Raw genomic sequence first — 22,707 nt, 5'->3', positions numbered from 1 at the left:
TCACATTCGAGGCCGTTCTCAGACAGGCGCCAATTGATTGGCAAAGAAAAATAAAGGAACGCCAATTGCTTCTGGGAAAACGAATATCGCTACGGCTCCCTATTTTCGTGTTCTTGTTGACGGTTCTAAGTGCGATGGCCACCGTCCTGTTGACCTATAACAGCCTGACAAGTTGGCTCGAGCGTTCGAGTGCGCAACGGCTCGAGGCTGTTGCGGAGGTTCTGTCCGACCAACTTCTCGAAATCGAGTCCGATCTCGTCGAGAACGTCGGTTCGATGGGGGCCGCAACCTATACGGTCACCGATCTGTCCGAAATGGACGCGATCCTTGGCGCGTTTATCGTGCGTCACCAGGAATTCAAAGATGCGGCAATCATGGACGCTTCGGGGCAGTTGCTTGCCTTGGCAGAAGATGGTCGGGACTTCGCAACGGCGACATTGTTCGAGCTTCGCTCCAAACCCGGTGACGTGCGTTTTACGGGCATCGGCTCCGAGAGACTGGTTCTCGCTGTTCAATTCGAACAGGGACTTTTCGCCGTAGCAAGTCTTGATCCTTCGCTTTTCCTGAAAAGCGCCAAGTCGATCGAGACGCTGAGCGACGAGTTTGCAGTGAGCTTCGGCCGACGCTCCGACATCGAGTATTCGAATGTGATCGACTTCGAGCCGACGGTAGAGGTCGATACCGCTCTGGATGCGGATGCGGGGATCTTGATCAAACAGGATCATTCCATCGGCAAGGTGTTCGAGCTTGTGCGGCCGATGACCTTTGCGGGTGAGCCCTTCGAGCTTGTCATTCAGGTGCCTTATGACTCGCTGATGGGGGCGAGGTCGGAATTTGTCAAAGTGTTGACGGCGATCGTGCAAGCAAGCTCATTGGCGTTCGTGCTTTTCATGACCCTCTATGTCAGAAGCACCCTCGGCCCGCTCAAGGGTCTCGAACGGACCCTTCGTCAAATCGTGGCCGACAAGGATCTTTCTCGCCGAGTGCGGGTCGAAACGGATGACGAGATCGGAGAATCCGCGCGCGCACTCAACGCCCTTCTCGAGGTGCTCGAGAGCTTTGTCGCCGATTCTGCTTTCGGCGCGTCGAAAATGGCCGAACTCTCGCACTCGCTTGCGGGGGCTGCCAATAATCTCGCGGCCGAGGCGGAAACACGTGCCGCCAGCGTCGAGGAACTCTCGTCCATGCTTCACGAGACCAGCGGGCAGGCGACAATGGTCGTCGAAGCCGCGCAGGCCGCCGCTGGGTCGGTCAGCATGGCCCAAGCGCTTGCGAGTGAAGGGAACCATCAGGTCGATGCAATGGTCGCCACGATGGCCGAGATTTCAAACTCTGCCGAAGATATCGCCATGGTGATGAAAGCCATCAACGACATCGCCTTCCAGACCAATATCCTCGCCTTGAACGCATCCGTCGAGGCCGCACGTGCGGGCATTCACGGCAAGGGTTTTGCCGTCGTTGCAAACGAAGTGCGCGCTTTGGCAAAACGTTCGACAGAGGCTGTGCGCCAGACCGAAGAGCTGATCCAGAAATCGCTCGACAGCGTCCAGCGCGGGGCGGCGGCGACCGAAAGCACGCGCGACGCCTTTGGGCAAATCGCGGCACAGGTGACGCGGGCCGACAACGATATCCGCCAAATCGTTCAGGCGATCAGCGAGCAAAAGCAAAGTGTCGACGTGGCAAGCAGCACCTCGGGCTCGATCAGCAAAGGGGCTTCGGTCGATATCGAGGAAACCGAGCAGGTCAAAGAGGCGTCGGTCAGCCTTCTGCAAAGAAGTATGACGGTCAAAGAACGTGTCGATATGTTCAAACATTCGAACCGCAAGAAGGAAGCCGCGTAATGACGCTCTTCGGTATCATCAATCTCTCACTATCGCCGTCGGAACTCACAGGCGTGCTTGAGGGTGAATACAGTATGCCCATGGTGGTTCTGTCCATCCTGCTGTCTATCATGGCGTCCTATGTGACGCTTGAAATCTCGCGCAAGATTTCGGTTGCCGAAGATATTGTGAACAAGTCCGCATGGCTCTGGTCAGGGGCTGCCGTTCTTGGCGCAGGTGTCTGGGCGATGCATTTTATCGGGATGATGGCTTTCATCCTTCCCGTGCCCGTCGCCTATGACGTTCCGATCACACTCGTTTCGATCGTGCCGGTCGTGCTTGCCTGCTATCTCGCGCTCTGGGTCATTTCCCGCAAAACGGTGAACGCGATGCATATCGCTGTCGGCGGGGTGTTCTTCGGAGCGGGGATCGGATCGATGCATTACATCGGCATGTTCGCGATGAAGTCCTCTGCCATCATGTATTTCCGTGTCGATATGCTGCTTGCCTCTGTGGTTGGGGCGGTTGTTCTTGCGGCCTTGTCCATTTCGACCCGTTTCGTTCTTGCGAACAAATTGGGGCAGGATAATCCCGTCCTGTCGTCGCTGATCGGTTCGGTCGTCATGGGCGCGGCGATTGCCACCATGCACTATGTCGCGATGCGGGCGAGTGTGTTTTGCGAGGGCGGTGAGTTCAGCGGTTTTATCGGTGGTGCCTATGTCGAGCTCCTATCCGCCGGCACCTCGTTCATTTCCATTCTCTTGGGTTTGGCCGTGGTTCTTGCCTCGGAACTCAGTCCCAAGCGTGCTGGCGTGAAGTAAACACATCACTACTAACCATTGGAAACGCCGAAACGGGGACACCGCTTCGGCGTTTTTTCGTTCATTGAGCGCGCCTCTCTGGATCGGCCGCCCCGTGGCGCTATCTGAGGCCGATGACCATCTCTATCGATCAGATCATTCTCGTGTTGGGCGACCAGCTTAGCTTGGGCGGCGCGGCGCTTCGGGCAGGCGCCTCCGCTCATGCTTGTGTTCTCATGGCAGAAGTCCGTGAGGAAGCGTCCTATGTGCCCCACCACAAAAAGAAACTGGCCTTTATCTTCTCCGCAATGCGGCACTTTGCAGACCGGTTGAGCAAGGACGGCTGGGATGTGCGCTATACCCGATACGATGATCCCGATAACGCAGGCTCTATCACCGGAGAGCTTGACCGTCTTGTTGCCGAGACGGGCGCATCGCGGATCACGGTCATCGAGCCTTCGGAATACCGATTGCGACAGGCTCTCCTCGATTGGGCAAAGTCGAAGAGCGTCGAACTCGAGATGCTCGCAGATGATCGGTTTATCGCCTCGCATGAGGAATTCGAGCGCTGGGCCGAGGGCCGCAAACAGCTCCGCATGGAATATTTCTACCGCGACATGCGCAGAAAAACGGGCCTCTTGATGCAGGGGGCCGAGCCCGAGGGCGGGCAATGGAACTATGATGCAGAAAACCGCAAGCCCGCGCGCGATGATCTCTTTATGCCGCGCCCGCTGCGATTTGAACCTGACGGGATTACCAAAGAGGTTCTCGAACTGGTCACTGCGCGGTTTCCCGAGAACTTCGGCACGCTGGAGCCGTTCTGGTTTGCAGTGACGGCAGAACAGGCCGAAGCCGTGATGGAGTCCTTTGTCCGCGAGGCATTGCCGAATTTCGGGGACTATCAGGACGCCATGCTAAAAGACGAGCCGTTTCTCTATCACTCGCTCCTTGCCCTTTACCTCAACGTTGGACTTTTGGACCCGTTGCTGCTCTGCCGTCGGGTGGAGAGGGCCTATTACGAGGGCAAAGCGCCTTTGAATGCGGTCGAGGGCTATATCCGCCAGATTATCGGCTGGCGCGAATATATCAGGGGAATCTACTGGCTCAAAATGCCCGACTATACCGAGCAAAACCATTTCGAGGCCCAAAGAGCTTTGCCTTGGTTCTATTGGAACGGCGAGACGAAGATGGCCTGTCTTTCGGCCGCGATCGGTCAGACACGGGACGAGGCCTATGCCCATCACATCCAGCGGCTCATGGTGACGGGCAATTTCGCGATGCTGGCCGGTATCAATCCCAAAGAGGTCCATGAATGGTATCTGGCCGTTTATGTCGATGCGTTTGAATGGGTCGAGGCCCCCAATACGATCGGCATGAGCCAATTTGCCGATGGCGGGCTTTTGGGGTCCAAGCCCTATGCCTCCAGCGGGAACTACATCAACAAAATGTCCGACTACTGCGGCTCTTGCGCCTATGATGTGAAAATGAAGCACGGCGAAGGGTGCTGTCCCTTTAACCCGCTCTACTGGGATTTCCTCGTTCGCAATCGTGACAAACTCGGCGGGAACCCGAGGCTTCAGCCTGTCTATCGTACGTGGGACAAGCTGGCGCCCGAGACCCAGATTGCCTATCGCCAGAGTGCGGCAGCATTCCTTTCGACACTTTCCTAGTCGTTAACCCTTTGAAAACCTTTTGTAAGCGGTTCATTAACCTTAGCGTGGTCACCTTCCTCTCATCCTGAATGAGAGGTTCACATGTTCGACTCTGCTGATCTTGGGTTGCCGCGCGCTGCTGTTCTGATGACATTGCATCGGAGCGATTCCATCGAATACTTCGAAACGGCCTTGCGGTCCGTGGAGTCCCAACGCGGGACGGGTGGTATCCATATCTATCTCGCTTGTGATGGACCACTGAGCGCGGAACAGACGATCTGGCTTGAACTCAATCGGCACCGCTTTTTCATCGTGCGGCAAAACACGTCCTGCGTGGGCCTTGCCCGTTCGCTGAATGTCTTGATCGATCTCTTGGGGGAGGAGGAGTTCGTCTTCCGAATGGATGCCGACGATATTTCGCTTCCCAACCGCTTTGCGACACAGATCGCCTATCTTCGCGCCCACCCCGATGTCGGGCTTGTCGGCTGTCAGGTGCAGGATATCGACGAAGCGGGAGCTGTATGTGGGCAGCGGAGCTATCCCCTCACACCTTCGGAGGCGCGTGCGTCCTTGACGCGGCTTATCCCGCTTCTTCATCCGACCTTTTGCTTTCGCCGCGCGCTGCTCAAGGATCAAAGGCTACGCTATCCTGACGCCTATCTGACCGAAGATCTCGCTTTTCTTGTGCGGCTGTCGGAGCTTGGCGTCGAAATGGCGAACGTGCCCCAGACGCTTTTCAGTTGGCGGGTCGGTGCGGGTTTCTTCAAGCGCCGCACGTCGCTTCGGCGTGGCCTGCAAGAGTGCAAATGGTATGCGCGCGCGGTCTTCAACCAACAAGGGATGCTCTCGCTCTCATACATTTACCCTTTGTTAAGGCTGTTCATGCGAATTCTGCCAAGCGGTGTGTTGCGGGTGCTGTATCAAAGCGGGCTTCGTGCCTCGGTTGCCAAGAGTGTCGGTAGAAGGAGTGAGGTGAATGATCAGGCTTGCGGCGCCGACGCGGTTCGTTTCGATCCTGTTCATTCTCGCCCTGCCGTTTTGCGCTTGGCGAAAACCGGGATTTCTCGGGAACTTTGACACAAACCTCGGGCTCTATGCGCTTCCCCTTCTTGTTCCGATGATCCTGTGGCAAGGTGGGGCGCGCATGTTCCTCTTGCGCGGACAGGGCGGGGATGTCCTGCGGGTCGTTGCCGTTTTCCTGCTCTGTTGCACGGGGCTCACGCTCTGGAACGGAGCACAGTTTTCCGCCCTCGGACTAAGTGCATATGGCCTTGAGCCTTTGGCAAAGTCGCTGCGAACGGCGGTTGTTCCCATCGTCCTGCTGGCCCTTGTCCTGATCGGCATGTCGCTGCCCTTTTTCATCGGGAGGAATGCGATCCAGTCGGCCATCATCGCTGCCTTTTTGCTGACCTGTCTCTACTCTGTGATCCAATTCGGCGGGCTTGTCGGACGCGGCGGCCTTCATTCGCTGCTTTGGCCCATTGTCGAGGGAGCGCGCGACAATTACGGAAGCCCTGCAATCGCCCGCTTCGGCCGCTTGACGGGACCGACGATGGAACCGGCAGAGTTGGCAAAACTTGTGATGCTGCTCTTTGTGCCGTGGTTCATTTATCCTGCTGCCGGCTTGCCTTCGCTGCGGCTTCTGTCTGTGGGGTTTGGTCTCGTCCTCGCCACCGCCTCCTTGATCGGAGTGCTGTTGACCGTTGTCGTTGGCCTCTATCTCTGGCGCGGGGGGCGGCCCTCGAACAGATGGCGGATCATGGTGATCGGACTATTGGGCGGGGCGGCCATGCTCGCGCTGCGCGACATCATCGCGCCCGTGGTTTTCGAACGGATCAGCACGCTTTCCCAAGACCCCTCGGCTCTCATTCGCGCGACATACAACAAGGCCGCGCTCTCGATCATAATAGACCATCCCTTCGTCGGGGTCGGGTGGTCGAACGAGGTGTTTTTCTTTCCCCAGCGCGTGAGCAATTTGGCCCATTTGTGGGAGGTAAGCGAGGATCTGCGAACGGGAAACGCTTTGACCGCCAAAAGCCTCATTCTTCGATTGGGGATGTATGGGGGCGTTTTGGGCACGGGGTGCATGGTCACACTTATCGCATGGGTGCTCCGCAAAGGAGGCTCTGCCGATCAAAGACGAGCGCGGCTTTGCTTCGGGCTCCTTCTGGTCGCGGGGCTTGTGGACGGCGGTATCCTGACCTCGTTCTATCTTTGGGTCGGCCCATCTCTGACTTTGGGGATGCTGGCCTATGCCCGATATGTGGAGGGGAACCTCTCATGCTGAAAGACGGGTCACTCAGTCTTGTGCTTCGGCTATGCGCGGCGGCGCTGTCGCTCGGGACGCTGACGTTTGTCGGGCGTGCCTTTACCGCCGAGGACTTCGGCTATTTCGGCACGGTTATGGCGATGCTGGCCCTCTTGACGCCGATTTGCGCGCTGGGCTGGCCGCTCACCTTGACGCGTTACATCTCGCAAGGCTTTTTCTCGCGCGTCCTTGTGTGGAGGGCATTGCGCCAGTCGTTGTCGGCGGCTTTGCTCTTTGCCTTGATCGGGGCATTGGTGCTTCGGGAATGGATTTTCGCTCTGGGTCTTGTGATCTTGCCTGCCTATGTGGCGCTCGACCTCATGGCTGCGATTTTTCGGGCTCGCGGTTCGTTTGTGCGTGCGCTCGTTCCCCGCGATATCTTGTGGCGCGGCTTGCTGATGATCGGCGTGTGGGTCGTCATGTCATTTCCTCAGGGGCAGCAAACGTCGATGCTCCTCGTCTTGGCAATTCCGCCGATCTTTCTGATGGCCGCGCTCCAGATGCGGTCGCTTCGAGATTTTGAAGATTGCGCCCCGATGGACGCTGATGTCGCAAGGGTGCGCCACCGGATTTGGATCAGCACTCTCAGCGGCACGCTTTTCGCCAATCTCGACACGCTCGCCGTGGGTGCCTTTTGCGGCGTCGAGGTTGCGGGCGGCTATTTCGCGGCATCGCGGCTGGGTTCGATCATCGTCTTTGTGCACAGCGCCGTAGGGCTTGCCGTCGGACCCCGCTTGGCACGTCACCATGCCGAGAGGAATGCGAGTGCGATCAACGCGGATTTGCGCACCGCTGCCCTTATGGCGGGGGTGCCGGCCCTCGTGCTTTTCGGCGTCTTTGTGGTGGCGGGTGGTGTGTTGCTCGGTGCCATTGCTCCGAACGCAGAGGACATGCAGATCGTCTTGCTCCTCCTTGCGCTGGGTCAGGTGGTCAACGGTCTCACGGGGCCGTCGGGGCTCTTTTTGTCGATGTCGGGCGCCGAAGCGCAGGTGGCGCGGGTATCGATCCAGAGCCTTGCGGTTGGCGCGGCCATGATCCTCTTGGGGGCGGCGGTCTTTGGCCCGATCGGTGCAGCCGCTGCGACATTTGCGGTGCAGTCCAGGAGTGAGCTGCGACTTTGGATCGGGGCCCGTAGCGCGATTGCACACCAAGGAGGTCCGGCATGATATTTTTCGACCGTATTCTGGCGTCATTCGGCGCGAACCCTTATCGCAAAAGCGCGGGGCCGATTGGTCTTTTCGTGAAATGTTTGCAGTATGTCGCTGTCTGTCTGGAACTTGCGGCCGTGCTATGGCTGCCGCTTTACCCGAGGCGATTCAATGGCATGGCCAAGCCGCGCCTCTTTGTCATCGGGGCGCAAAAGGCGGGCACGACCTGGCTCGATCGCGAATTGCGGGCTCAAGGACTTGTGGCTTTGCCCGACGCAAAAGAAACCCATCATTTCGACAGGGGGCGGGTCTGGGCGATCCACCGTTATCTTTCGGGGTTTGACGCGGCGCGTGGTCCGCTGGTGGAGGTCGCACCCGACTACGGGCCTTTGGCGATTTGGCGTATTCGTGCACTCGCGCGGCTGTGTCCCGAACTGGCCGTGGTGTTTGTCGCCAAGAACCCCGCTGAACGCGCTTGGTCGGGTCTTCGGATGGAGACGGGCTTCGATCGTGGAGCGCGGTCCACGGCCTTTGACCAGCTGCGCCACCTTCGCAATACCCGAACGCGGCGTTATCAGGATTATGCGGGGCAAATCGCACGTTGGCAGACTGTCCTTGGGCCGGACAGGACAAGGGTCATTCCCTTCGAGCGTCTCCATGCCGACCCTGAACGCGTGTTGCGCGAGGTTCTGGATCTTGCAGGGGTGAAGGAGCCCCTGAAGCGGGTGAACATCGGACATGCTTTTAAAGGAGAGCGCGGGCGGATCGGGGCAAACTTTGCGGCGATCATCAATCAAGACGTTGCCCATGATATCGCGAGGTTCGAAACCTGTTTCCCGCATCTGGCGCAAACGGTGCAGGACTGGCGGCAGCACCCGCTTCGACCCTCACCGAAAGGCGAGCGTCATCTTTTCCTTGTCTGCGGCTTCAATCCCAATTCTCTCGCAACCTCCTCGGGTCAGAAGCTGGCCTATCAAAACCTGCTCCAACTTGCCCGCGACTATGCCACGGTCCATGTTCTTGCGTTTCGAAACAGGTTGGATCGGCTTGATCCACCACAGCCGGACTGGCCGAAGAACCTTACGGTCGAGGTGCTGGAGATTGGGCCCAAGGACCGGATCTTGGGCGCGCTGGCCTATCCACATCTTCCATCCTTTGCCTCAGCGCGGCGATGGCGGGCGCGTCAACAGGTTGCAAAGCACATGAACTCGCCCGAATTCACAGATTTTTTTGCCGATTTCTCTCAGGGTCTCGGCGCCATCCCCCAAGACTTTTGGCCGCTTTTCACCTTTCGCCAACATGATGTTGTCTCGAACCTCTATCGGCGCCGCATGAAAAACGGTGTAAGGTTTTCGCTCCTCTTCGGCTTTGAGGCTTGGAGGACAGTGCGCTGGGAAGAACGCGCATGGCGCGGTGTGTGCAACGTCGAAACGCTCAGTCAAACGGATTGCGATCTGGTGTCCTGCAAAACGTTGGTTCCTGTTTCGGCGCAGCTTGTGCGCGGCACTTTTGCCTCTACGCCTCGCTCGAAGCCAGTGAGGGGGCGTCTGGTCTTTTGGGGGAATATGGCGCGAGCGGAAAACGAGGATGCGGCGATCCACCTGATTACAAGCCTGTTCCCAGAGATCAAACGGCAACGCCCCGAAGCGCATATCCTTGTCGTCGGCGCACATCCGGGCAAACGGCTCCTGCACCACGCCGCAGATGATGTCACCTTTACGGGGTTTGTCGAAGATCCGATGCCTCTCCTCGGGAGTGCGGAGGTCGCTCTTGCGCCTCTTCGGCTTGGGTCGGGGGTCAAGATAAAGGTGTTCGAGACAATCGATTTAGGGGTCCCCACAGTTGTTTCGCCCGTTGGCGGCGAGGGTATTCCCGATCATCCGTGCCTTGTCCGAGCAGAGGACGATGAGGCGTTCATCGCTGCCGTTATCGGGATCCTGGATCACAGTGTTCCGACCGGATACAGCGCCAGTTTGCTGGCCCGCAGCGGCAATTCCGGTGCCCAAGACGAGCTGGTCGAGATGTTGGTCTGATCGCTATGCGTTCCATCACCCAACGTCAGCCGAAGGTCGAACTCTCCGCTGGGTGCGGCCCAAGTGACGATATCGGCAGCACGCGTCGCGGCGCCGCCAAAGCTGTGCACATAGGTGGAGCGTGCAGTTCCCATCGTTACCTGTGCCCCGAAGATGATGACATCCTGCCCCGCAACTGATGATGCGGGTCCGATACCGAAATTCACATCCCGACTGAAGTTCGGCGTAAAGACGCAAGAGAGTTCGAGGACCCCAAGCGAAACCCTTGTCGAGATGTCCGTGATCTGACCCGCAAGCTCTGATTGGACGGTCGCGGCGGAAATGGTGGTCTGGAGCCTCGATTCCGTTCCCCCAGTATTATCGCGCAGAATAATCACCGCTTGATCCGACGAGCCGAGTTCGAGCCAGCATGTGACGCGATAGGGGACACCCGACGCCAGAACAGGCCGTTCCGAATGCAAAAGCCTATGCCAAGTCGCGCCATTGCTGGCCACGCGGCAGCCCGCAAATTGTCCAAGCGCATCAAGCGCGAGGTTGACCGCGCTCGCGCCCGAAGGTGTCCATCCCGCTCCGATCCGGGCCTCGCCAAAGCTTAGGATATTGGTCGCACCCGGCTCCAGTATGACCTCGGGCAGGGCTTTGCTGCGATCATATCGCAGCATGTTTGCGCCGATGGTGGCGAAATTGCCCATAGCGTCTATGCCGATTCCGACACTTGCGCGTGTATGGCCAAAGCCTTGGGGAAACTCCCCTTGCGCAAAGTCCCAAACAGCGACGGGGTCTATGCCACCGACGGCATGCGCAGAGTGGAACGCGGGGCGGCGCACTGCATTTTGAAGAAGCGATACCCGCATCACCAGCCCGCCATGATTCCGGTTGCAGTCGTGCCTGTTTGATGAAGTCGGCTCACTTCAATGGGATGCCAGCCCGCCTGAAGGACAGGTGTCGTGAGCGTCTCGCCGCCCGATGTCGTGATGGTCAGCGCCCCTTGGGTCGCAAGATAGAGCCACTGGGTGACGAAAGGCAGATCCTCTTCATCGCTTGGCACGACATTGACGAGATGCGAAGGCCCGCCTGCGCGACTACGGTTCTGGGTGCGAAAGTGATCTTTTGCAGACATTTTATTCTCCTCTTGAGCTGATCAAGGAGAATACCCCCGCCCCCTTAACGAGGCGCTTCGCGTCCGAACTTTGCATTAGGAACCTGTTAACTCCTCAAGGCAATTGACGATTTCGCCTCGTGCTGGTCTAAGAAAATCCATTGATTTACAGAGGTTTTCAGAATGGCTCCTTCGTTCGGCACAAGTGGTTTGCGCGGTTTGGTAACGGAACTCACCCCCGAACTTGTCGCCCGATATACCCATGCGTTTCTGGCAGCCTGTCCCAATGGCGGGGCGCTCTTTGTCGGCCGTGATTTGCGACCGTCTTCGCCTCGGATCGCGGAGAATGTTATCGAGGCTGCGCTTTCGGCGGGTTTGCGTGTCGTCGATTGCGGCGCTCTGTCCACGCCCGCATTGGCCTTGGCTTCTTTGGGGGCGAAAGCCTCGGCCATTATGATCACGGGAAGCCATATTCCTGCCGATCGGAACGGGCTCAAATTCTATGTCCCGAGCGGTGAAATCTCCAAGGCAGATGAGGCGGCGATCGTCGCAGCAGCCGAGAACGGCTCCACCCTCCCGATGTCTAAAGGCACGCTCGAGGCTGCCCCGCAGGCCGCTGCAACTTATGTCGAACGCTATGCTGCCGCTTTTGGCCCTGCCGCGCTTGGCGAGCTTAGGATCGGCGTTTATCGCCACTCGTCCGTTGCCCGTGATGAAATGGAGGCGGCCTTGCGTGCACTTGGGGCCGAAGTGGTCTCGCTTGCGCATTCGGACACGTTTATCCCCGTCGATACCGAAGCGGTTGACCCCGCGACCCGCTCTATGCTCGCGCAATGGTGCAAGGAATATGGGCTCGACAGTGTTGTCTCCACCGATGGGGATGCAGATCGCCCGATGGTGACGGATGCCGCAGGTGTCGTGGTGCCCGGCGATATTCTCGGCGTTCTGACGGCTCTCCATCTTGGGGCGACAGAGATCTGCACGCCTGTTTCTTCGAACGACATGGTCAATCTGGTTGCGGGCTTCGACGCGGTGCATATGACCCGCATCGGCTCGCCCTTTGTGATTGCCGCTATGGAAGAGGTGCTTGCGCATAACCCCATGGCCAAGGTCGTCGGGTTCGAGGCGAATGGCGGGTTTCTGTTGGGGTATCAGGCAGGGATGCTTGCGCCCCTGATGACTCGCGATTCCCTTTTGCCGATTATCGCGCCTTTGGTGGCCGCCAAAGCGACGGGCAAAACGCTGCGAGAGACGATCGGAACTTTGCCCCCTGTCTTTACCGCTGCCGATCGTGTGCAAGAGATAGATCGCGAAAAGGCTGGGGCTCTCCTTGCCGAATTGATTGGCTCTGCCTCGGCGCGCGATGACTTTTTCAAATCGACGGGTGATATCGCTTCGCTCGATCTAACGGACGGGCTTCGCGTGAAAACGACGAAGGGAGAGGTCGTGCATCTGCGCCCGTCGGGAAATGCGCCCGAGTTCCGTGTCTATGCACAAGCGGCGACAACTGCGCGCGCCGAAGAGATCGTCGCGCAATACATGCGCATGCTGTCTGAACGTCTGGGGTAATCTAGGGGGGGATTGGTGGAGCCTACCGGGATCGAACCGGTGACCTCTTGCATGCCATGCAAGCGCTCTCCCAGCTGAGCTAAGGCCCCATCAGAAGGGTCAGCCAAGTCGCTTTACCTTCGGGAATTGGTGGAGCCTACCGGGATCGAACCGGTGACCTCTTGCATGCCATGCAAGCGCTCTCCCAGCTGAGCTAAGGCCCCATCAGTGTTGGCATTTCTGCCGCGCAATTCTGGATTTTGCGTGCCGCGTCTCTACGCGGTGGCTAGGGCGAGATCAAGAGTAAAAATCTCGCCCCTAACCAATTATTCGTCGTCGTCAGCGGCGACGTCACCGAGTTCGTCGAACGAGACGTTATCATCGTCTTCGTCTTCGTCGAGAATGTCGTCGTCGAGATCGACATCATCATCTTCATCGTCGAGGATCAGATCATCGTCTTCGTCCGAGATCTTCATCTTCTTGGTCTGAGCGTCTTCAGCGTCCGCAATCATGGTGCGGTTCTTGCTGAGGTCGAGCGTGACGATCTCGCCGGTATACGGGCTTACGATCGGATCAGCGTTGAGGTCATAGAAACGCTTGCCGGTGGTCGGGCAGATACGCTTTGTTCCCCATTCTTCCTTGGGCATGACAGTCCCTTCAAATCTCTAGAGCACTTGCAGTGAATCGTCGCCAACTGCCATAAGCTGACGCAGGTGTCAAAGCCTTTGGCGATATAACTGGTTTGAAGGTCATATGGGACGACAGATTGTTGTTGGCAACCCCCCAATCGAGGTAGGCGTGCGCCGCTCGGGGCGGGCGCGTCGGTTATCGCTGCGAATCTCGCGGCTCGATGGGCGGGTGACGCTGACCATGCCGCACGGGGTGGCCGAATCCGAAGGACGGGCTTTTGTCGCCTCGCGGGAAGAGTGGTTGCGCGGTCATCTCGGCGGCTTGGGGGATGTCGTTGTCCCGCGACTGGGGAGCAGCGTTCCCTATCAAGGCAACACGCTGGAGCTTCGCGTCGGTGATGTCCGGCGCGTGGTCGAGCGGGAAGGCACGCTGATCTTGCCTGACGAGCCAGAGCGCGTCGGCGCGCGTGTCCAAGCCTTTCTGAGAACCAAAGCGCGAGACAGGCTTGCCGAAGCCTCTGACCGCTATGCATCAGAGCTTGAAGTTTCCTACCGCCGCCTTTCCTTGCGCGACACGCGGTCGCGGTGGGGGTCCTGCACCACGGCGGGTGATCTCATGTATAGCTGGCGTCTGATCATGGCCCCCCGAGAGGTTCTCGACTATGTCGTGGCACATGAGGTGGCCCATCTTGTTGAAATGAACCACTCACAGGCGTTCTGGGATGTGGTTGAAAGCATTTTCCCGACGCATCGCGCCTGTCGGAAATGGCTCAAGCAACATGGTGAAAGCCTTCACCGCGTTCGGTTTGAGAATTGACGGTAACGGGTTTTGTGATCACATAGTGCCATGATCTCACCGACCAAACCCATTGATACGGCCGCCGCCGCGCATGAACGTGTCTATCGCGCCTTGCGCACCCAAGTCATGCATGGCGAGCTTCGTCCAGGCGAGTCCCTCACGCTTCGGGGGATCGGCAAGCAATTCGATGTGTCGATGACGCCAGCACGCGAAGCGGTGCGCCGCTTGGTTGCCGAAGGGGCGCTTTTCCTGTCGTCCTCGGGCCGTGTGTCCACGCCCGAACTCAGCAATGATCGTATCGAAGAGCTTGCCTCACTGCGTGCGATGCTCGAGCCAGAGTTGGCGAGCCGCGCCTTGCCGCGCGCGCACTTTGCCTTGATCGACCGATTGGAGAACATCAACCACGGGGTAAGCCAGATGGTCGCGCGTCACGACGCGATCGGCTATATCCGCATGAATCTCGAATTTCACCGCACGCTCTATCTTCGGGCCCAAGCGCCTGCCATCCTTGCGATGACGGAAACGGTCTGGCTTCAGCTTGGCCCCACAATGCGCGAGCTTTACGGTCGTCTGAACCGCAAAGAGCCACCTTATCACCACAAGCTGATCCTCGCCGCACTCAAGGCAGGGGACGAGCCCGGTCTGAGGCTTGCAGTCCGAACCGATGTCACGCAGGGTCTGCGGATGCTGAAGGGCTAAGGCCCGCAAGTTCTTCTGCCACGCTTTGGAGCGCCTTGCGGAATTTCGCCGCGGGAATGTTTAATCCGCGAGCGAGGTTCATCATGAGCGAATGTTCGGCAGGGTGGATTTCGCCATCGGCGACCGCGACGATCAAGGCCGCTTCGATCAGACGCTCGCGTTCATGTTCGGTCAAACCCTCGCCAAAGCCCGCATAGTCCTCGGGATCGAGCGTGTCTTCGGTCAGTTCGATCATTTGTGCGATTTGCTGGATCGAGAACTGGCGCCCGGTTTTCTCGAAAATCACCGCGCCAATCATTTCGATCTCGGCAGGATCGATTTCGCCGTCGGCTTTGGCGATGTGACACATGGCGGCGAGAGTGTTGATGGCGGCGGTATTGCTTCCCGTTCTGCGGCGACGCGAAACAAATTCACGCAATTCGATGGCTACCTTAAAGAAGAGCGCCAATACTAGTAAAAATGTCCCAGAAAATCCGGTCGCGATTTCCTGTGCTGTGAGTGTCGGCGCGGCTGGAACCAAGGGAGCAATGAGGCCGGTTTCCTGATAGGCGGTCATGTCTTCTTGGCTGATCCGATAGAACCCGTCCTCAAGGCATTGGCTTTCCGAAAGCACATAGGCCGCGTCATTGCGCCAGAACCCGATAAATCCAACGTGATGCTTTGTCGAAATACGGCAGAGCGACAGGGTCGTGTCGCCGGAGGGCGCATAGACGCCTGTTTCGGCGACAAAGGTCAATTCTTCATACGAGCCATATGGAATACCCGCCTCGGCAGAAGACGCGGTAAAGAAGAGAGCAGCAGTGGCAGCAGCGGCACCGAGGGAAAACTTTTTCATAATTACTCCGGCAGAACAGATGCTTTCTGAGTGCCCAAGCAATTCGGCAGCTTTGTGACCGTTTTGGTGCGTTTTCGGGGGAAAATGCAGAGGAAACCGAGACAGTCGCCGTCGTGAAACGAAAAAGGGCGGCACGAATGCCGCCCTTGAACCCACTGTGTTCCAGCGCCCTAGGCGTGGATTGCTCCGTCACCGCAAGCCAGCGCAGCTTCACGCATCGCTTCCGAGAAGGTCGGGTGTGCGTGGCAGGTGCGCGCGAGGTCTTCGGCTGCTGCGCCGAATTCCATGGCAACGCAAACCTCGTGGATAAGATCACCCGCAGCAGGGCCGATCAGGTGACAGCCGAGGATACGGTCGGTTTCCTTGTCGGCAAGGATCTTGACGAAACCGTCGCCCGCAAAGACGGCCTTGGCGCGACCGTTACCCATGAACGAGAACTTGCCGACCTTATAGGCGCGGCCTTCTGCCTTGAGCTGTTCTTCGGTTTTGCCGACGGTGGCAACCTCGGGGTGGGTGTAGATCACGCCCGGGATCACGTCATAGTTTACGTGGCCTGCCTGACCTGCAAGGATCTCGGCGACGGCCATGCCTTCGTCTTCGGCCTTGTGGGCCAGCATCGGGCCTTCGATGGCATCACCGATGGCATAGATGCCCGCAATATTGGTGGCGTAATGCGCGTTGGTGGCGATCTGGCCGCGCTGGGTCATTTCAACGCCAAGCGCATCAAGACCGAGGCCCGATACATAGGGGCGGCGACCAGTGGCGACCAGAACGACTTCTGCATCAATGGTGTGCTCGCTGTCGTCCTTGCGAAGCTTGTAGGTCACGGTGTTCTTGTTCTTGCCTTTGGTGACTCCCTGAACGGCGGCACCCATGACAAACTTGAGACCCTGCTTGGTGAGCATCTTCTGGAAGGTCTTCTGGATTTCGCCGTCCATACCCGGAGTGATGGCATCGAGGAATTCCACAACAGTCACCTCGGCGCCGAGACGCTTGTAAACCGAACCCAGTTCGAGACCGATGACGCCAGCACCGATGACAACCATCGACTTGGGGGTCTTCTTGAGCGAGAGCGCGCCTGTCGAGGTAACGACGGTGTCTTCGTCCACTTCGATACCGGGAAGAGCCGAGGGCTCGGAGCCCGAAGCGATCACGATGTTCTTGGTCTCGTAAACGTCGTCGCCGACTTTGACTTTGCCAGGCTCGGGGATCGATGCCCAACCTTTGATCCAGTCGACCTTGTTCTTCTTGAACAGGAATTCGATGCCCTTGGTGTTACCCGAGATCACTTCGTCCTTATAGGCGAGCATCTGGTCCCAATCGACGGACGGAGATTTGCCCTTGAGGCCCATCTTGGCGAAATTGTGCTCTGCTTCGTGGAGCTGGTGAGAGGCGTGCAGGAGTGCCTTGGACGGGATGCAGCCCACATTGAGGCAAGTTCCGCCGAGCGCGTCGCGACCTTCTACAACTGCGGTCTTGAGGCCGAGTTGGGCGCAGCGGATCGCGCTGACATAACCGCCGGGGCCGGCGCCGATGATGATAACGTCATAGCTGGACATAACAGTCTCCTTGGTGGTCGTGGCGCTTATTGGACAAGAGCCGCGCCGAGCATTGCCATTGTTGCGAGAAAGCCTACGAACCAGATCAGCGAACGCCAAGGGGCAAGGCCGAAATAATAGGCAGGGATATAGAGAACGCGTGCGCCGAGATAGACCCACGCACAGATCGCCGAAAATCCCGTGGTCACGTCTCCGAGGACAGTGACGAGAACAGCGATGGTAAAGAGGATAAGCGCCTCGAAATGGTTGTTCATGGCGCGGAACAGGCGACCCGTTTTGACGCTCACCTGCTCCATGAGCGGTTTTCCGAGCCGGTCGGGGTCACGCGGGCTCGAGGTTTTGCCAACGCCGAGTTCAAGATTTGCAGGCACCGACATAAGCACGAATTGAAGCCCCTGAAGGAGGCCGGCAAGTGCGAGAACTTTCAGTTCTGGGGTCATGATCGGGTCCGCTTTGGGGAAAGGAGAGCGGGGGGCAAACACCCCCCGCGAACCTGAAGGCTTGGGACGGTCTGAATAGGTTCAGGCCAAAGTGAATCAGAGATCCATCAGGAGGCGACGCGGGTCCTCGAGCGCTTCTTTGACGCGGACGAGGAAGGTCACGGCGCCTTTGCCGTCGACGATACGGTGGTCATAGGACAGGGCGAGATACATCATCGGACGGATGACGATCTGGCCGTTTACCACAACCGGACGGTCCTGAATCTTGTGCATGCCGAGGATACCCGACTGCGGGGGGTTCAGGATGGGCGAGGACATGAGCGAGCCGTAAACACCACCATTCGAGATGGTGAAGGTGCCGCCCTGCATTTCGGCCATGGAAAGCTTGCCGTCGCGGCCTTTGACACCGAGTTCGGCGATTTCCTTCTCGATGGCGGCAAAGCTCATCTGGTCGGCATCACGGACAACAGGAACAACGAGACCGGTGGGGGTGCCGACGGCAACGCCCATGTTCACGTAGTTCTTGTAGACGACGTCCGTGCCGTCGATCTCTGCGTTCACCTCGGGGATTTCTTTGAGAGCGTGGGTGCAGGCTTTGACGAAGAAGGACATGAAGCCAAGCTTGACGCCGTGCTTCTTGAAGAAGAGGTCCTTGTATTCGTTGCGCAGCTCCATAACGCCCGACATGTCCACTTCGTTATAGGTGGTAAGCATGGCGGCGGTGTTCTGCGACTCCTTGAGGCGGCGCGCGATGGTCTGGCGCAGCTTGGTCATCTTTACGCGCTCTTCGCGGGCAGCGTCCTGCGGAGCCGAAGCCGCGCGGGGCGCAGCGGCAGCAGGGGCCGCAGCTTTCGGGGCCGCAAGAGCGGCAAGAACGTCGGACTTCATGACGCGGCCGTCTTTGCCCGAACCGGTGACATCACCAGCCGAGAGGTTGTTCTCTGCCATCAGCTTCTTGGCCGAGGGAGCATCCTCGACATCTTTGCCTGCGGGCGCAGCCGCAGCCTTGGGAGCCTCGGCAGCAGGAGCCGCAGCGGCAGGGGCGGCAGCAGCAGGTGCATCACCCGCAGCGATCTGGGCGAGAAGGGCGTCAACGCCAACGGTCTCGCCTTCTGCTGCGATGATTTCCGAGAGAGTGCCAGCAACGGGCGAGGGAACCTCGACCGTGACTTTGTCGGTTTCAAGCTCGCAGAGCATTTCGTCGACTGCGACTGCATCACCCGGCTTTTTGAACCAGGTTGCAACGGTGGCTTCGGTGACGCTTTCGCCAAGCGTCGGGACGCGGACTTCGGTGCTCATGACTTACTTTCCTTCGATGGTCAGCGCTTCGTTCACAAGCGCAGTTTGTTGGGCTTTGTGCTGGCTCGCCAGACCGGTGGCCGGCGATGCCGAGGCGGCGCGACCGGCATAGGACGGGCGCTTGTGCTTGGCGTCGATGCGGGTAAGGACCCACTCGATATTCGGTTCGATAAAGGTCCATGCGCCTTGGTTCTTGGGTTCTTCCTGACACCAGACCATTTCGGCGTTCTTGAAACGCTCAAGCTCTTTGACGAGCGACATGGCAGGGAACGGGTAGAACTGTTCGATACGGAGCAGGTAGACATCGTTGATCCCGCGCGCATCACGCTCTTCGAGAAGATCGTAATAGACCTTGCCCGAGCACATGACGACCCGCTTGATCTTGTCGTCCGAGACCAGCTTGGTATCCGAATGACCCTTTTGCGCATCGTCCCAAAGGACGCGGTGGAACGACGAACCGGTGGTGAAATCCTCGACATCCGAGATCGCGAGCTTGTGGCGCAGAAGCGATTTGGGCGTCATCAGAACCAGCGGCTTGCGGTAGTTGCGGTGCAACTGACGGCGCAGGATGTGGAAGTAGTTCGCAGGCGTGGTGCAGTTCGCCACGATCCAGTTGTCCTGACCGCACATCTGGAGGAAGCGCTCGAGACGCGCCGAGGAGTGCTCGGGGCCTTGGCCTTCGAAGCCGTGCGGCAGAAGCATGACGAGACCCGACATGCGGAGCCATTTGCTTTCGCCCGACGAGATGAACTGGTCAAACATGATCTGGGCGCCGTTGGCGAAGTCGCCGAATTGGGCTTCCCACATCACGAGCGCGTTCGGCTCGGCCAGCGAATAGCCGTATTCGAAACCGAGAACAGCATATTCCGAAAGCATCGAGTCGATGACTTCGTAGCGGGCCTGACCTTCGCGGATGTTGTTGAGCGGGTAGTAGCGCTCTTCGGTTTCCTGATCGATGAACGCAGAGTGACGCTGCGAGAAGGTGCCGCGCGTTGCGTCCTGACCTGCAAGACGGATCGGATAGCCTTCAAGCTGGAGCGAGCCGAAGGCAAGCGCTTCGCCTGTAGCCCAGTCGAACCCTTTGCCGGTTTCGAACATCTGCGCCTTGGTTTCAAGCAGACGCCCGACCGTGCGGTGCAGGTTGAAGTTGTCGGGCACTTTGACAAGCGCCTTGCCGACTTCTTGAAGAGTCTCTTCCTTGATCGCGGTTTCGCCGCGCTGGTAGTTACCCTCTTTCTGGCGGTCCATATGGCTCCAACGGCCGTCGAGCCAGTCGGCCTTGTTCGGCTTATAGTCCTTGCCTGCCTCGAACTCTTCGTTGAGGTGGGCTTGGAACTCAGCCTTCATATCCTCGATCTCGCCCTCGGGGATAAGACCGTCCTTGACCAGACGTTCGGTATAAAGCTGGAGCGTGGTCTTGTGCTTTTTGATGCGGTTATACATCGCCGGGTTGGTGAACATCGGCTCGTCGCCTTCGTTGTGACCAAAGCGGCGATAGCAGAAGATGTCGATCACAACGTCTTTGTGGAACTTCTGGCGGAATTCGGTCGCAACCTTTGCCGCGTGGACCACCGCTTCGGGATCGTCACCGTTCACGTGGAAGATCGGCGCTTCGACCATCAGAGCGATGTCGGTCGGATAGGGCGACGAGCGCGAGAAGTGCGGCGCAGTGGTAAAGCCGATCTGGTTGTTCACAACAATGTGGATCGTACCGCCGGTGCGGTGGCCGCGAAGACCCGAAAGACCGAAGCATTCCGCCACGACGCCCTGACCTGCAAATGCTGCGTCGCCATGCAACAGGATCGGAAGAACCGAAGAGCGGGTCATGTCGTTGAGCTGGTCGCTCTTGGCGCGGGCCTTGCCGAGCACAACAGGGTTTACGGCTTCGAGGTGTGAGGGGTTCGCGGTCAGCGAAAGGTGAACCTTGTTGCCGTCGAACTCACGGTCCGACGAGGCACCGAGGTGATACTTCACGTCGCCCGATCCATCGACGTCCTCGGGCTTGAACGAGCCGCCCTGGAATTCGTTGAAGATCGCGCGATAGGGCTTGCTCATCACGTTGGCGAGGATGTTCAGACGGCCACGGTGCGGCATGCCGATGATGATTTCCTGCACGCCAAGCGCACCGCCGCGCTTGATGATCTGTTCCATCGCGGGGATCAGAGCTTCGCCGCCATCAAGACCGAAGCGCTTGGTTCCCATGTATTTCACATGCAGGAACTTTTCGAACCCTTCGGCTTCGACGAGCTTGTTCAGGATGGCTTTGCGGCCGTTCTGGGTAAAGGTGATTTCCTTGCCGAAGCCTTCGATCCGCTCTTTGAGCCAACCTGCTTCTTCGGGGTTCGAGATGTGCATATACTGGAGCGCGAAGGTGCCGCAGTAGGTGCGGCGAAGCACTGCAAGGATCTCGTTCATCGTCGCGACTTCGAGACCGAGCACGTTGTCGATAAAGATCGGGCGATCCATGTCGGTGGCGGTGAAGCCATAGGTCTTGGGGTCGAGCTCGGGGTGCGGCTCGTTCTTGGACATTCCAAGCGGATCGAGGTCGGCCACAAGGTGACCGCGGATGCGATAGGCGCGGATGATCATCAGAGCGCGGATCGAGTCGAGCACGGCGCTGCGCAGCTGGGCTTCGCTGATCTCGACGCCCTTTTCGGCGGCCTTGGCTTTGATCTTGTCTCCTGCGGCCTTGGCATCTGCGGGCCACTGGCCGTCGAGAGCGGCAGTCAGGTCGTCATTCGGTACGGGCGGCCAGTCAAGGCGGCTCCAGGATGCGCCAGCAGCTTCGGATTTCGCATCGGCAGGGGCGTCGCCCAAGGATGCAAAAAACGCGCGCCACGTCTCATCGACGGCACCGGGGTTGTCGGCATAACGGGCATAAAGCTGCTCGATATAGTCCGCATTGTGTCCTTGCAGGAAGGAGGAGGCATGGAACACGTCGTTAGGAGATTGATCGTTCATTGGGATGTCCTCAATTCGAGGTCGCGGGGATTGGGGGAGTTGCGGATTGCGCAGCGCCGACGCCCGATTGGGCAGAGGCGATTGCAGCCCACAGAATAAGCGCAAGCAAACCGATCAGCCCAACAAAGAGCCGGGCCGCGAGGGTTTCTCGCGTCCCGGTGATGTTGCTGAGGGTGCGCAGGCGCCACATTGGGGTTAGCCGATAGCCTTGAGCACGGCTTCGCCAAGCGTCGCAGGGCTGTCGGCTACGATGATACCTGCCGAGCGCATGGCTTCGATCTTGGATTCAGCGTCGCCCTTGCCGCCTGCTACGATAGCACCGGCGTGACCCATGCGGCGTCCCGGAGGAGCGGTGCGGCCCGCGATGAAGCCTGCAACGGGCTTCCAGCGGCCTTTTTTCTTCTGCTCCTTGAGGAACTCGGCTGCTTCTTCTTCTGCAGAGCCGCCGATTTCACCGATCATGATGATCGACTGGGTTTCATCGTCGTTGAGGAACATGTCGAGGACGTCGATGTGCTCGGTGCCCTTGATCGGGTCGCCGCCGATGCCGACTGCGGTCGACTGGCCGAGGCCGATGTCTGCGGTCTGCTTTACGGCTTCATAGGTCAGGGTGCCCGAACGGGACACGACACCGACCGAACCACGCTTGTGGATGTGGCCGGGCATAATGCCGATCTTGCAGGCATCGGGAGTGATGACGCCGGGGCAGTTCGGACCGATGAGGCGCGACTTGGAGTCGACGAGCGCGCGCTTGACCTTCATCATGTCGAGCACCGGAATGCCTTCGGTGATGCAGACGATGAGTTCCATTTCGGCGTCGATCGCTTCGAGGATCGAGTCCGCTGCGAAGGGCGGCGGAACATAAATCACGGTCGCATTCGCTTCGGTGACGTGCTTGGCTTCGTGGACGGAGTCGAACACGGGAAGGCCGAGGTGGTTCGAGCCGCCCTTACCGGGGGTGACGCCGCCGACCATCTTGGTGCCGTATGCGATTGCTTGTTCCGAGTGGAACGTGCCCTGCGAGCCGGTGAAGCCCTGACAGATGACTTTGGTGTTTTCGTTTACGAGGATTGCCATT

General features: G+C 58.7%; 19 protein-coding genes and 2 tRNA genes. 10 read left to right on the top strand and 11 right to left on the bottom strand.

What is annotated here, in order from left to right:
* The first annotated feature begins 134 nt into the window (after window positions 1-134).
* The 7 genes from QQG91_RS11340 to QQG91_RS11310 all read left to right on the top strand — a co-directional run bounded on the left by QQG91_RS11340 (window position 135) and on the right by QQG91_RS11310 (window position 9,761).
* Complete coding sequence (locus tag QQG91_RS11340) at window positions 135-1,841, top strand: methyl-accepting chemotaxis protein (protein WP_285770338.1); 1,707 nt, start codon at window positions 135-137, stop codon at window positions 1,839-1,841.
* A complete protein-coding gene (locus tag QQG91_RS11335; protein ID WP_285770337.1) occupies window positions 1,841-2,641 on the top strand; it encodes an MHYT domain-containing protein in 801 nt (266 codons plus the stop codon). Before QQG91_RS11340 ends, QQG91_RS11335 begins: the two co-directional genes overlap by 1 nt.
* Before the next feature lie 113 nt (window positions 2,642-2,754).
* On the top strand, window positions 2,755-4,290 hold the full coding sequence (locus tag QQG91_RS11330) for a cryptochrome/photolyase family protein (RefSeq protein WP_285770336.1): 1,536 nt from the start codon (window positions 2,755-2,757) through the stop codon (window positions 4,288-4,290).
* Between the two features lie 84 nt (window positions 4,291-4,374).
* A complete protein-coding gene (locus QQG91_RS11325) occupies window positions 4,375-5,349 on the top strand; it encodes a glycosyltransferase (protein WP_285770335.1) in 975 nt (324 codons plus the stop codon).
* Window positions 5,249-6,559, top strand: a complete 1,311-nt coding sequence (locus tag QQG91_RS11320; RefSeq protein ID WP_285770334.1) for an O-antigen ligase family protein — start codon at window positions 5,249-5,251, stop codon at window positions 6,557-6,559. Before QQG91_RS11325 ends, QQG91_RS11320 begins: the two co-directional genes overlap by 101 nt.
* Window positions 6,553-7,746, top strand: a complete 1,194-nt coding sequence (locus tag QQG91_RS11315) for a lipopolysaccharide biosynthesis protein (protein ID WP_285770333.1) — start codon at window positions 6,553-6,555, stop codon at window positions 7,744-7,746. Before QQG91_RS11320 ends, QQG91_RS11315 begins: the two co-directional genes overlap by 7 nt.
* Window positions 7,743-9,761, top strand: coding sequence for a glycosyltransferase (locus tag QQG91_RS11310; RefSeq protein WP_285770332.1), 2,019 nt, complete (start codon window positions 7,743-7,745; stop codon window positions 9,759-9,761). The genes QQG91_RS11315 and QQG91_RS11310 overlap by 4 nt, the downstream gene beginning before the upstream one ends.
* Here the strand turns inward: QQG91_RS11310 and QQG91_RS11305 are convergent.
* Both QQG91_RS11305 and QQG91_RS11300 read right to left on the bottom strand, forming a co-directional pair.
* Window positions 9,671-10,615 carry a phage head spike fiber domain-containing protein gene (locus QQG91_RS11305; RefSeq protein WP_285770331.1) on the bottom strand — a complete coding sequence of 315 codons (945 nt, stop codon included), beginning with the start codon at window positions 10,613-10,615 and terminating at the stop codon, window positions 9,671-9,673. The two genes, QQG91_RS11310 and QQG91_RS11305, sit on opposite strands and share 91 nt — an antisense overlap.
* The gene (locus QQG91_RS11300) at window positions 10,615-10,881 is read right to left on the bottom strand and encodes a spike base protein, RCAP_Rcc01079 family (RefSeq protein ID WP_285770330.1); all 267 of its coding nucleotides are present in this window, start codon (window positions 10,879-10,881) and stop codon (window positions 10,615-10,617) included. Before QQG91_RS11300 ends, QQG91_RS11305 begins: the two co-directional genes overlap by 1 nt.
* 162 nt (window positions 10,882-11,043) lie before the next feature.
* On the opposite strand from QQG91_RS11300, the gene QQG91_RS11295 reads away from it, so the two are divergent.
* Complete coding sequence (locus QQG91_RS11295; protein WP_285770329.1) at window positions 11,044-12,429, top strand: phosphomannomutase; 1,386 nt, start codon at window positions 11,044-11,046, stop codon at window positions 12,427-12,429.
* 13 nt (window positions 12,430-12,442) lie between these two features.
* On the opposite strand, the gene QQG91_RS11290 is transcribed toward QQG91_RS11295, so the two are convergent.
* From QQG91_RS11290 to QQG91_RS11280, 3 genes are all read right to left on the bottom strand, one after another.
* Window positions 12,443-12,518, bottom strand: a tRNA-Ala gene (locus QQG91_RS11290).
* Window positions 12,519-12,556: 38 nt separating this feature from the next.
* Window positions 12,557-12,632 (bottom strand) — tRNA-Ala (locus QQG91_RS11285).
* A 102-nt stretch (window positions 12,633-12,734) separates the two neighbouring features.
* Window positions 12,735-13,055: an FYDLN acid domain-containing protein gene (locus QQG91_RS11280; protein ID WP_285770328.1), complete on the bottom strand. Its 321-nt coding sequence runs from the start codon at window positions 13,053-13,055 to the stop codon at window positions 12,735-12,737.
* Between the two features lie 106 nt (window positions 13,056-13,161).
* Between QQG91_RS11280 and QQG91_RS11275 the strand changes: the two genes are divergently transcribed.
* Window positions 13,162-13,854 (top strand): M48 family metallopeptidase, encoded by a 693-nt coding sequence (locus QQG91_RS11275; RefSeq protein WP_285770327.1) that lies wholly within the window; start codon window positions 13,162-13,164, stop codon window positions 13,852-13,854.
* Window positions 13,855-13,884: 30 nt separating this feature from the next.
* A complete protein-coding gene (locus tag QQG91_RS11270) occupies window positions 13,885-14,535 on the top strand; it encodes a GntR family transcriptional regulator (RefSeq protein WP_285770326.1) in 651 nt (216 codons plus the stop codon).
* Here QQG91_RS11270 and QQG91_RS11265 read toward each other — a convergent pair.
* The 6 genes from QQG91_RS11265 to sucD all read right to left on the bottom strand — a co-directional run bounded on the left by QQG91_RS11265 (window position 14,504) and on the right by sucD (window position 22,706).
* Complete coding sequence (locus tag QQG91_RS11265; RefSeq protein ID WP_285770325.1) at window positions 14,504-15,370, bottom strand: tellurite resistance TerB family protein; 867 nt, start codon at window positions 15,368-15,370, stop codon at window positions 14,504-14,506. The two genes, QQG91_RS11270 and QQG91_RS11265, sit on opposite strands and share 32 nt — an antisense overlap.
* Before the next feature lie 170 nt (window positions 15,371-15,540).
* On the bottom strand, window positions 15,541-16,929 hold the full coding sequence (lpdA, locus tag QQG91_RS11260) for a dihydrolipoyl dehydrogenase (RefSeq protein WP_285770324.1): 1,389 nt from the start codon (window positions 16,927-16,929) through the stop codon (window positions 15,541-15,543).
* Between the two features lie 26 nt (window positions 16,930-16,955).
* Window positions 16,956-17,369, bottom strand: a complete 414-nt coding sequence (locus QQG91_RS11255) for an MAPEG family protein (protein WP_285770323.1) — start codon at window positions 17,367-17,369, stop codon at window positions 16,956-16,958.
* Window positions 17,370-17,465: 96 nt separating this feature from the next.
* Window positions 17,466-18,668, bottom strand: a complete 1,203-nt coding sequence (odhB, locus tag QQG91_RS11250; protein ID WP_285770322.1) for a 2-oxoglutarate dehydrogenase complex dihydrolipoyllysine-residue succinyltransferase — start codon at window positions 18,666-18,668, stop codon at window positions 17,466-17,468.
* Window positions 18,669-18,671: 3 nt separating this feature from the next.
* Window positions 18,672-21,629, bottom strand: a complete 2,958-nt coding sequence (locus tag QQG91_RS11245; protein WP_285770321.1) for a 2-oxoglutarate dehydrogenase E1 component — start codon at window positions 21,627-21,629, stop codon at window positions 18,672-18,674.
* Between the two features lie 195 nt (window positions 21,630-21,824).
* Window positions 21,825-22,706 carry a succinate--CoA ligase subunit alpha gene (gene sucD / locus QQG91_RS11240; protein WP_285770320.1) on the bottom strand — a complete coding sequence of 294 codons (882 nt, stop codon included), beginning with the start codon at window positions 22,704-22,706 and terminating at the stop codon, window positions 21,825-21,827.
* Window position 22,707 lies beyond the last annotated feature (1 nt).

This window comes from Marivivens sp. LCG002 (assembly GCF_030264275.1).
Lineage (GTDB): Bacteria > Pseudomonadota > Alphaproteobacteria > Rhodobacterales > Rhodobacteraceae > Marivivens.
This window is presented reverse-complemented; position numbering and strand designations above follow the sequence as displayed.

Bases quoted from the DNA above. Each gene is read 5' to 3' on its own strand.
- QQG91_RS11340 (WP_285770338.1), top strand. From the start codon at position 135: ATGGCCACCGTCCTGTTGACCTATAACAGCCTGACAAGTTGGCTCGAG.
- QQG91_RS11335 (WP_285770337.1), top strand. From the start codon at position 1,841: ATGACGCTCTTCGGTATCATCAATCTCTCACTATCGCCGTCGGAACTC.
- QQG91_RS11330 (WP_285770336.1), top strand. From the start codon at position 2,755: ATGACCATCTCTATCGATCAGATCATTCTCGTGTTGGGCGACCAGCTT.
- QQG91_RS11325 (WP_285770335.1), top strand. From the start codon at position 4,375: ATGTTCGACTCTGCTGATCTTGGGTTGCCGCGCGCTGCTGTTCTGATG.
- QQG91_RS11320 (WP_285770334.1), top strand. From the start codon at position 5,249: ATGATCAGGCTTGCGGCGCCGACGCGGTTCGTTTCGATCCTGTTCATT.
- QQG91_RS11315 (WP_285770333.1), top strand. From the start codon at position 6,553: ATGCTGAAAGACGGGTCACTCAGTCTTGTGCTTCGGCTATGCGCGGCG.
- QQG91_RS11310 (WP_285770332.1), top strand. From the start codon at position 7,743: ATGATATTTTTCGACCGTATTCTGGCGTCATTCGGCGCGAACCCTTAT.
- QQG91_RS11305 (WP_285770331.1), bottom strand. From the start codon at position 10,615: ATGCGGGTATCGCTTCTTCAAAATGCAGTGCGCCGCCCCGCGTTCCAC.
- QQG91_RS11300 (WP_285770330.1), bottom strand. From the start codon at position 10,881: ATGTCTGCAAAAGATCACTTTCGCACCCAGAACCGTAGTCGCGCAGGC.
- QQG91_RS11295 (WP_285770329.1), top strand. From the start codon at position 11,044: ATGGCTCCTTCGTTCGGCACAAGTGGTTTGCGCGGTTTGGTAACGGAA.
- QQG91_RS11280 (WP_285770328.1), bottom strand. From the start codon at position 13,055: ATGCCCAAGGAAGAATGGGGAACAAAGCGTATCTGCCCGACCACCGGC.
- QQG91_RS11275 (WP_285770327.1), top strand. From the start codon at position 13,162: ATGGGACGACAGATTGTTGTTGGCAACCCCCCAATCGAGGTAGGCGTG.
- QQG91_RS11270 (WP_285770326.1), top strand. From the start codon at position 13,885: ATGATCTCACCGACCAAACCCATTGATACGGCCGCCGCCGCGCATGAA.
- QQG91_RS11265 (WP_285770325.1), bottom strand. From the start codon at position 15,370: ATGAAAAAGTTTTCCCTCGGTGCCGCTGCTGCCACTGCTGCTCTCTTC.
- lpdA (WP_285770324.1), bottom strand. From the start codon at position 16,929: ATGTCCAGCTATGACGTTATCATCATCGGCGCCGGCCCCGGCGGTTAT.
- QQG91_RS11255 (WP_285770323.1), bottom strand. From the start codon at position 17,369: ATGACCCCAGAACTGAAAGTTCTCGCACTTGCCGGCCTCCTTCAGGGG.
- odhB (WP_285770322.1), bottom strand. From the start codon at position 18,668: ATGAGCACCGAAGTCCGCGTCCCGACGCTTGGCGAAAGCGTCACCGAA.
- QQG91_RS11245 (WP_285770321.1), bottom strand. From the start codon at position 21,629: ATGAACGATCAATCTCCTAACGACGTGTTCCATGCCTCCTCCTTCCTG.
- sucD (WP_285770320.1), bottom strand. From the start codon at position 22,706: ATGGCAATCCTCGTAAACGAAAACACCAAAGTCATCTGTCAGGGCTTC.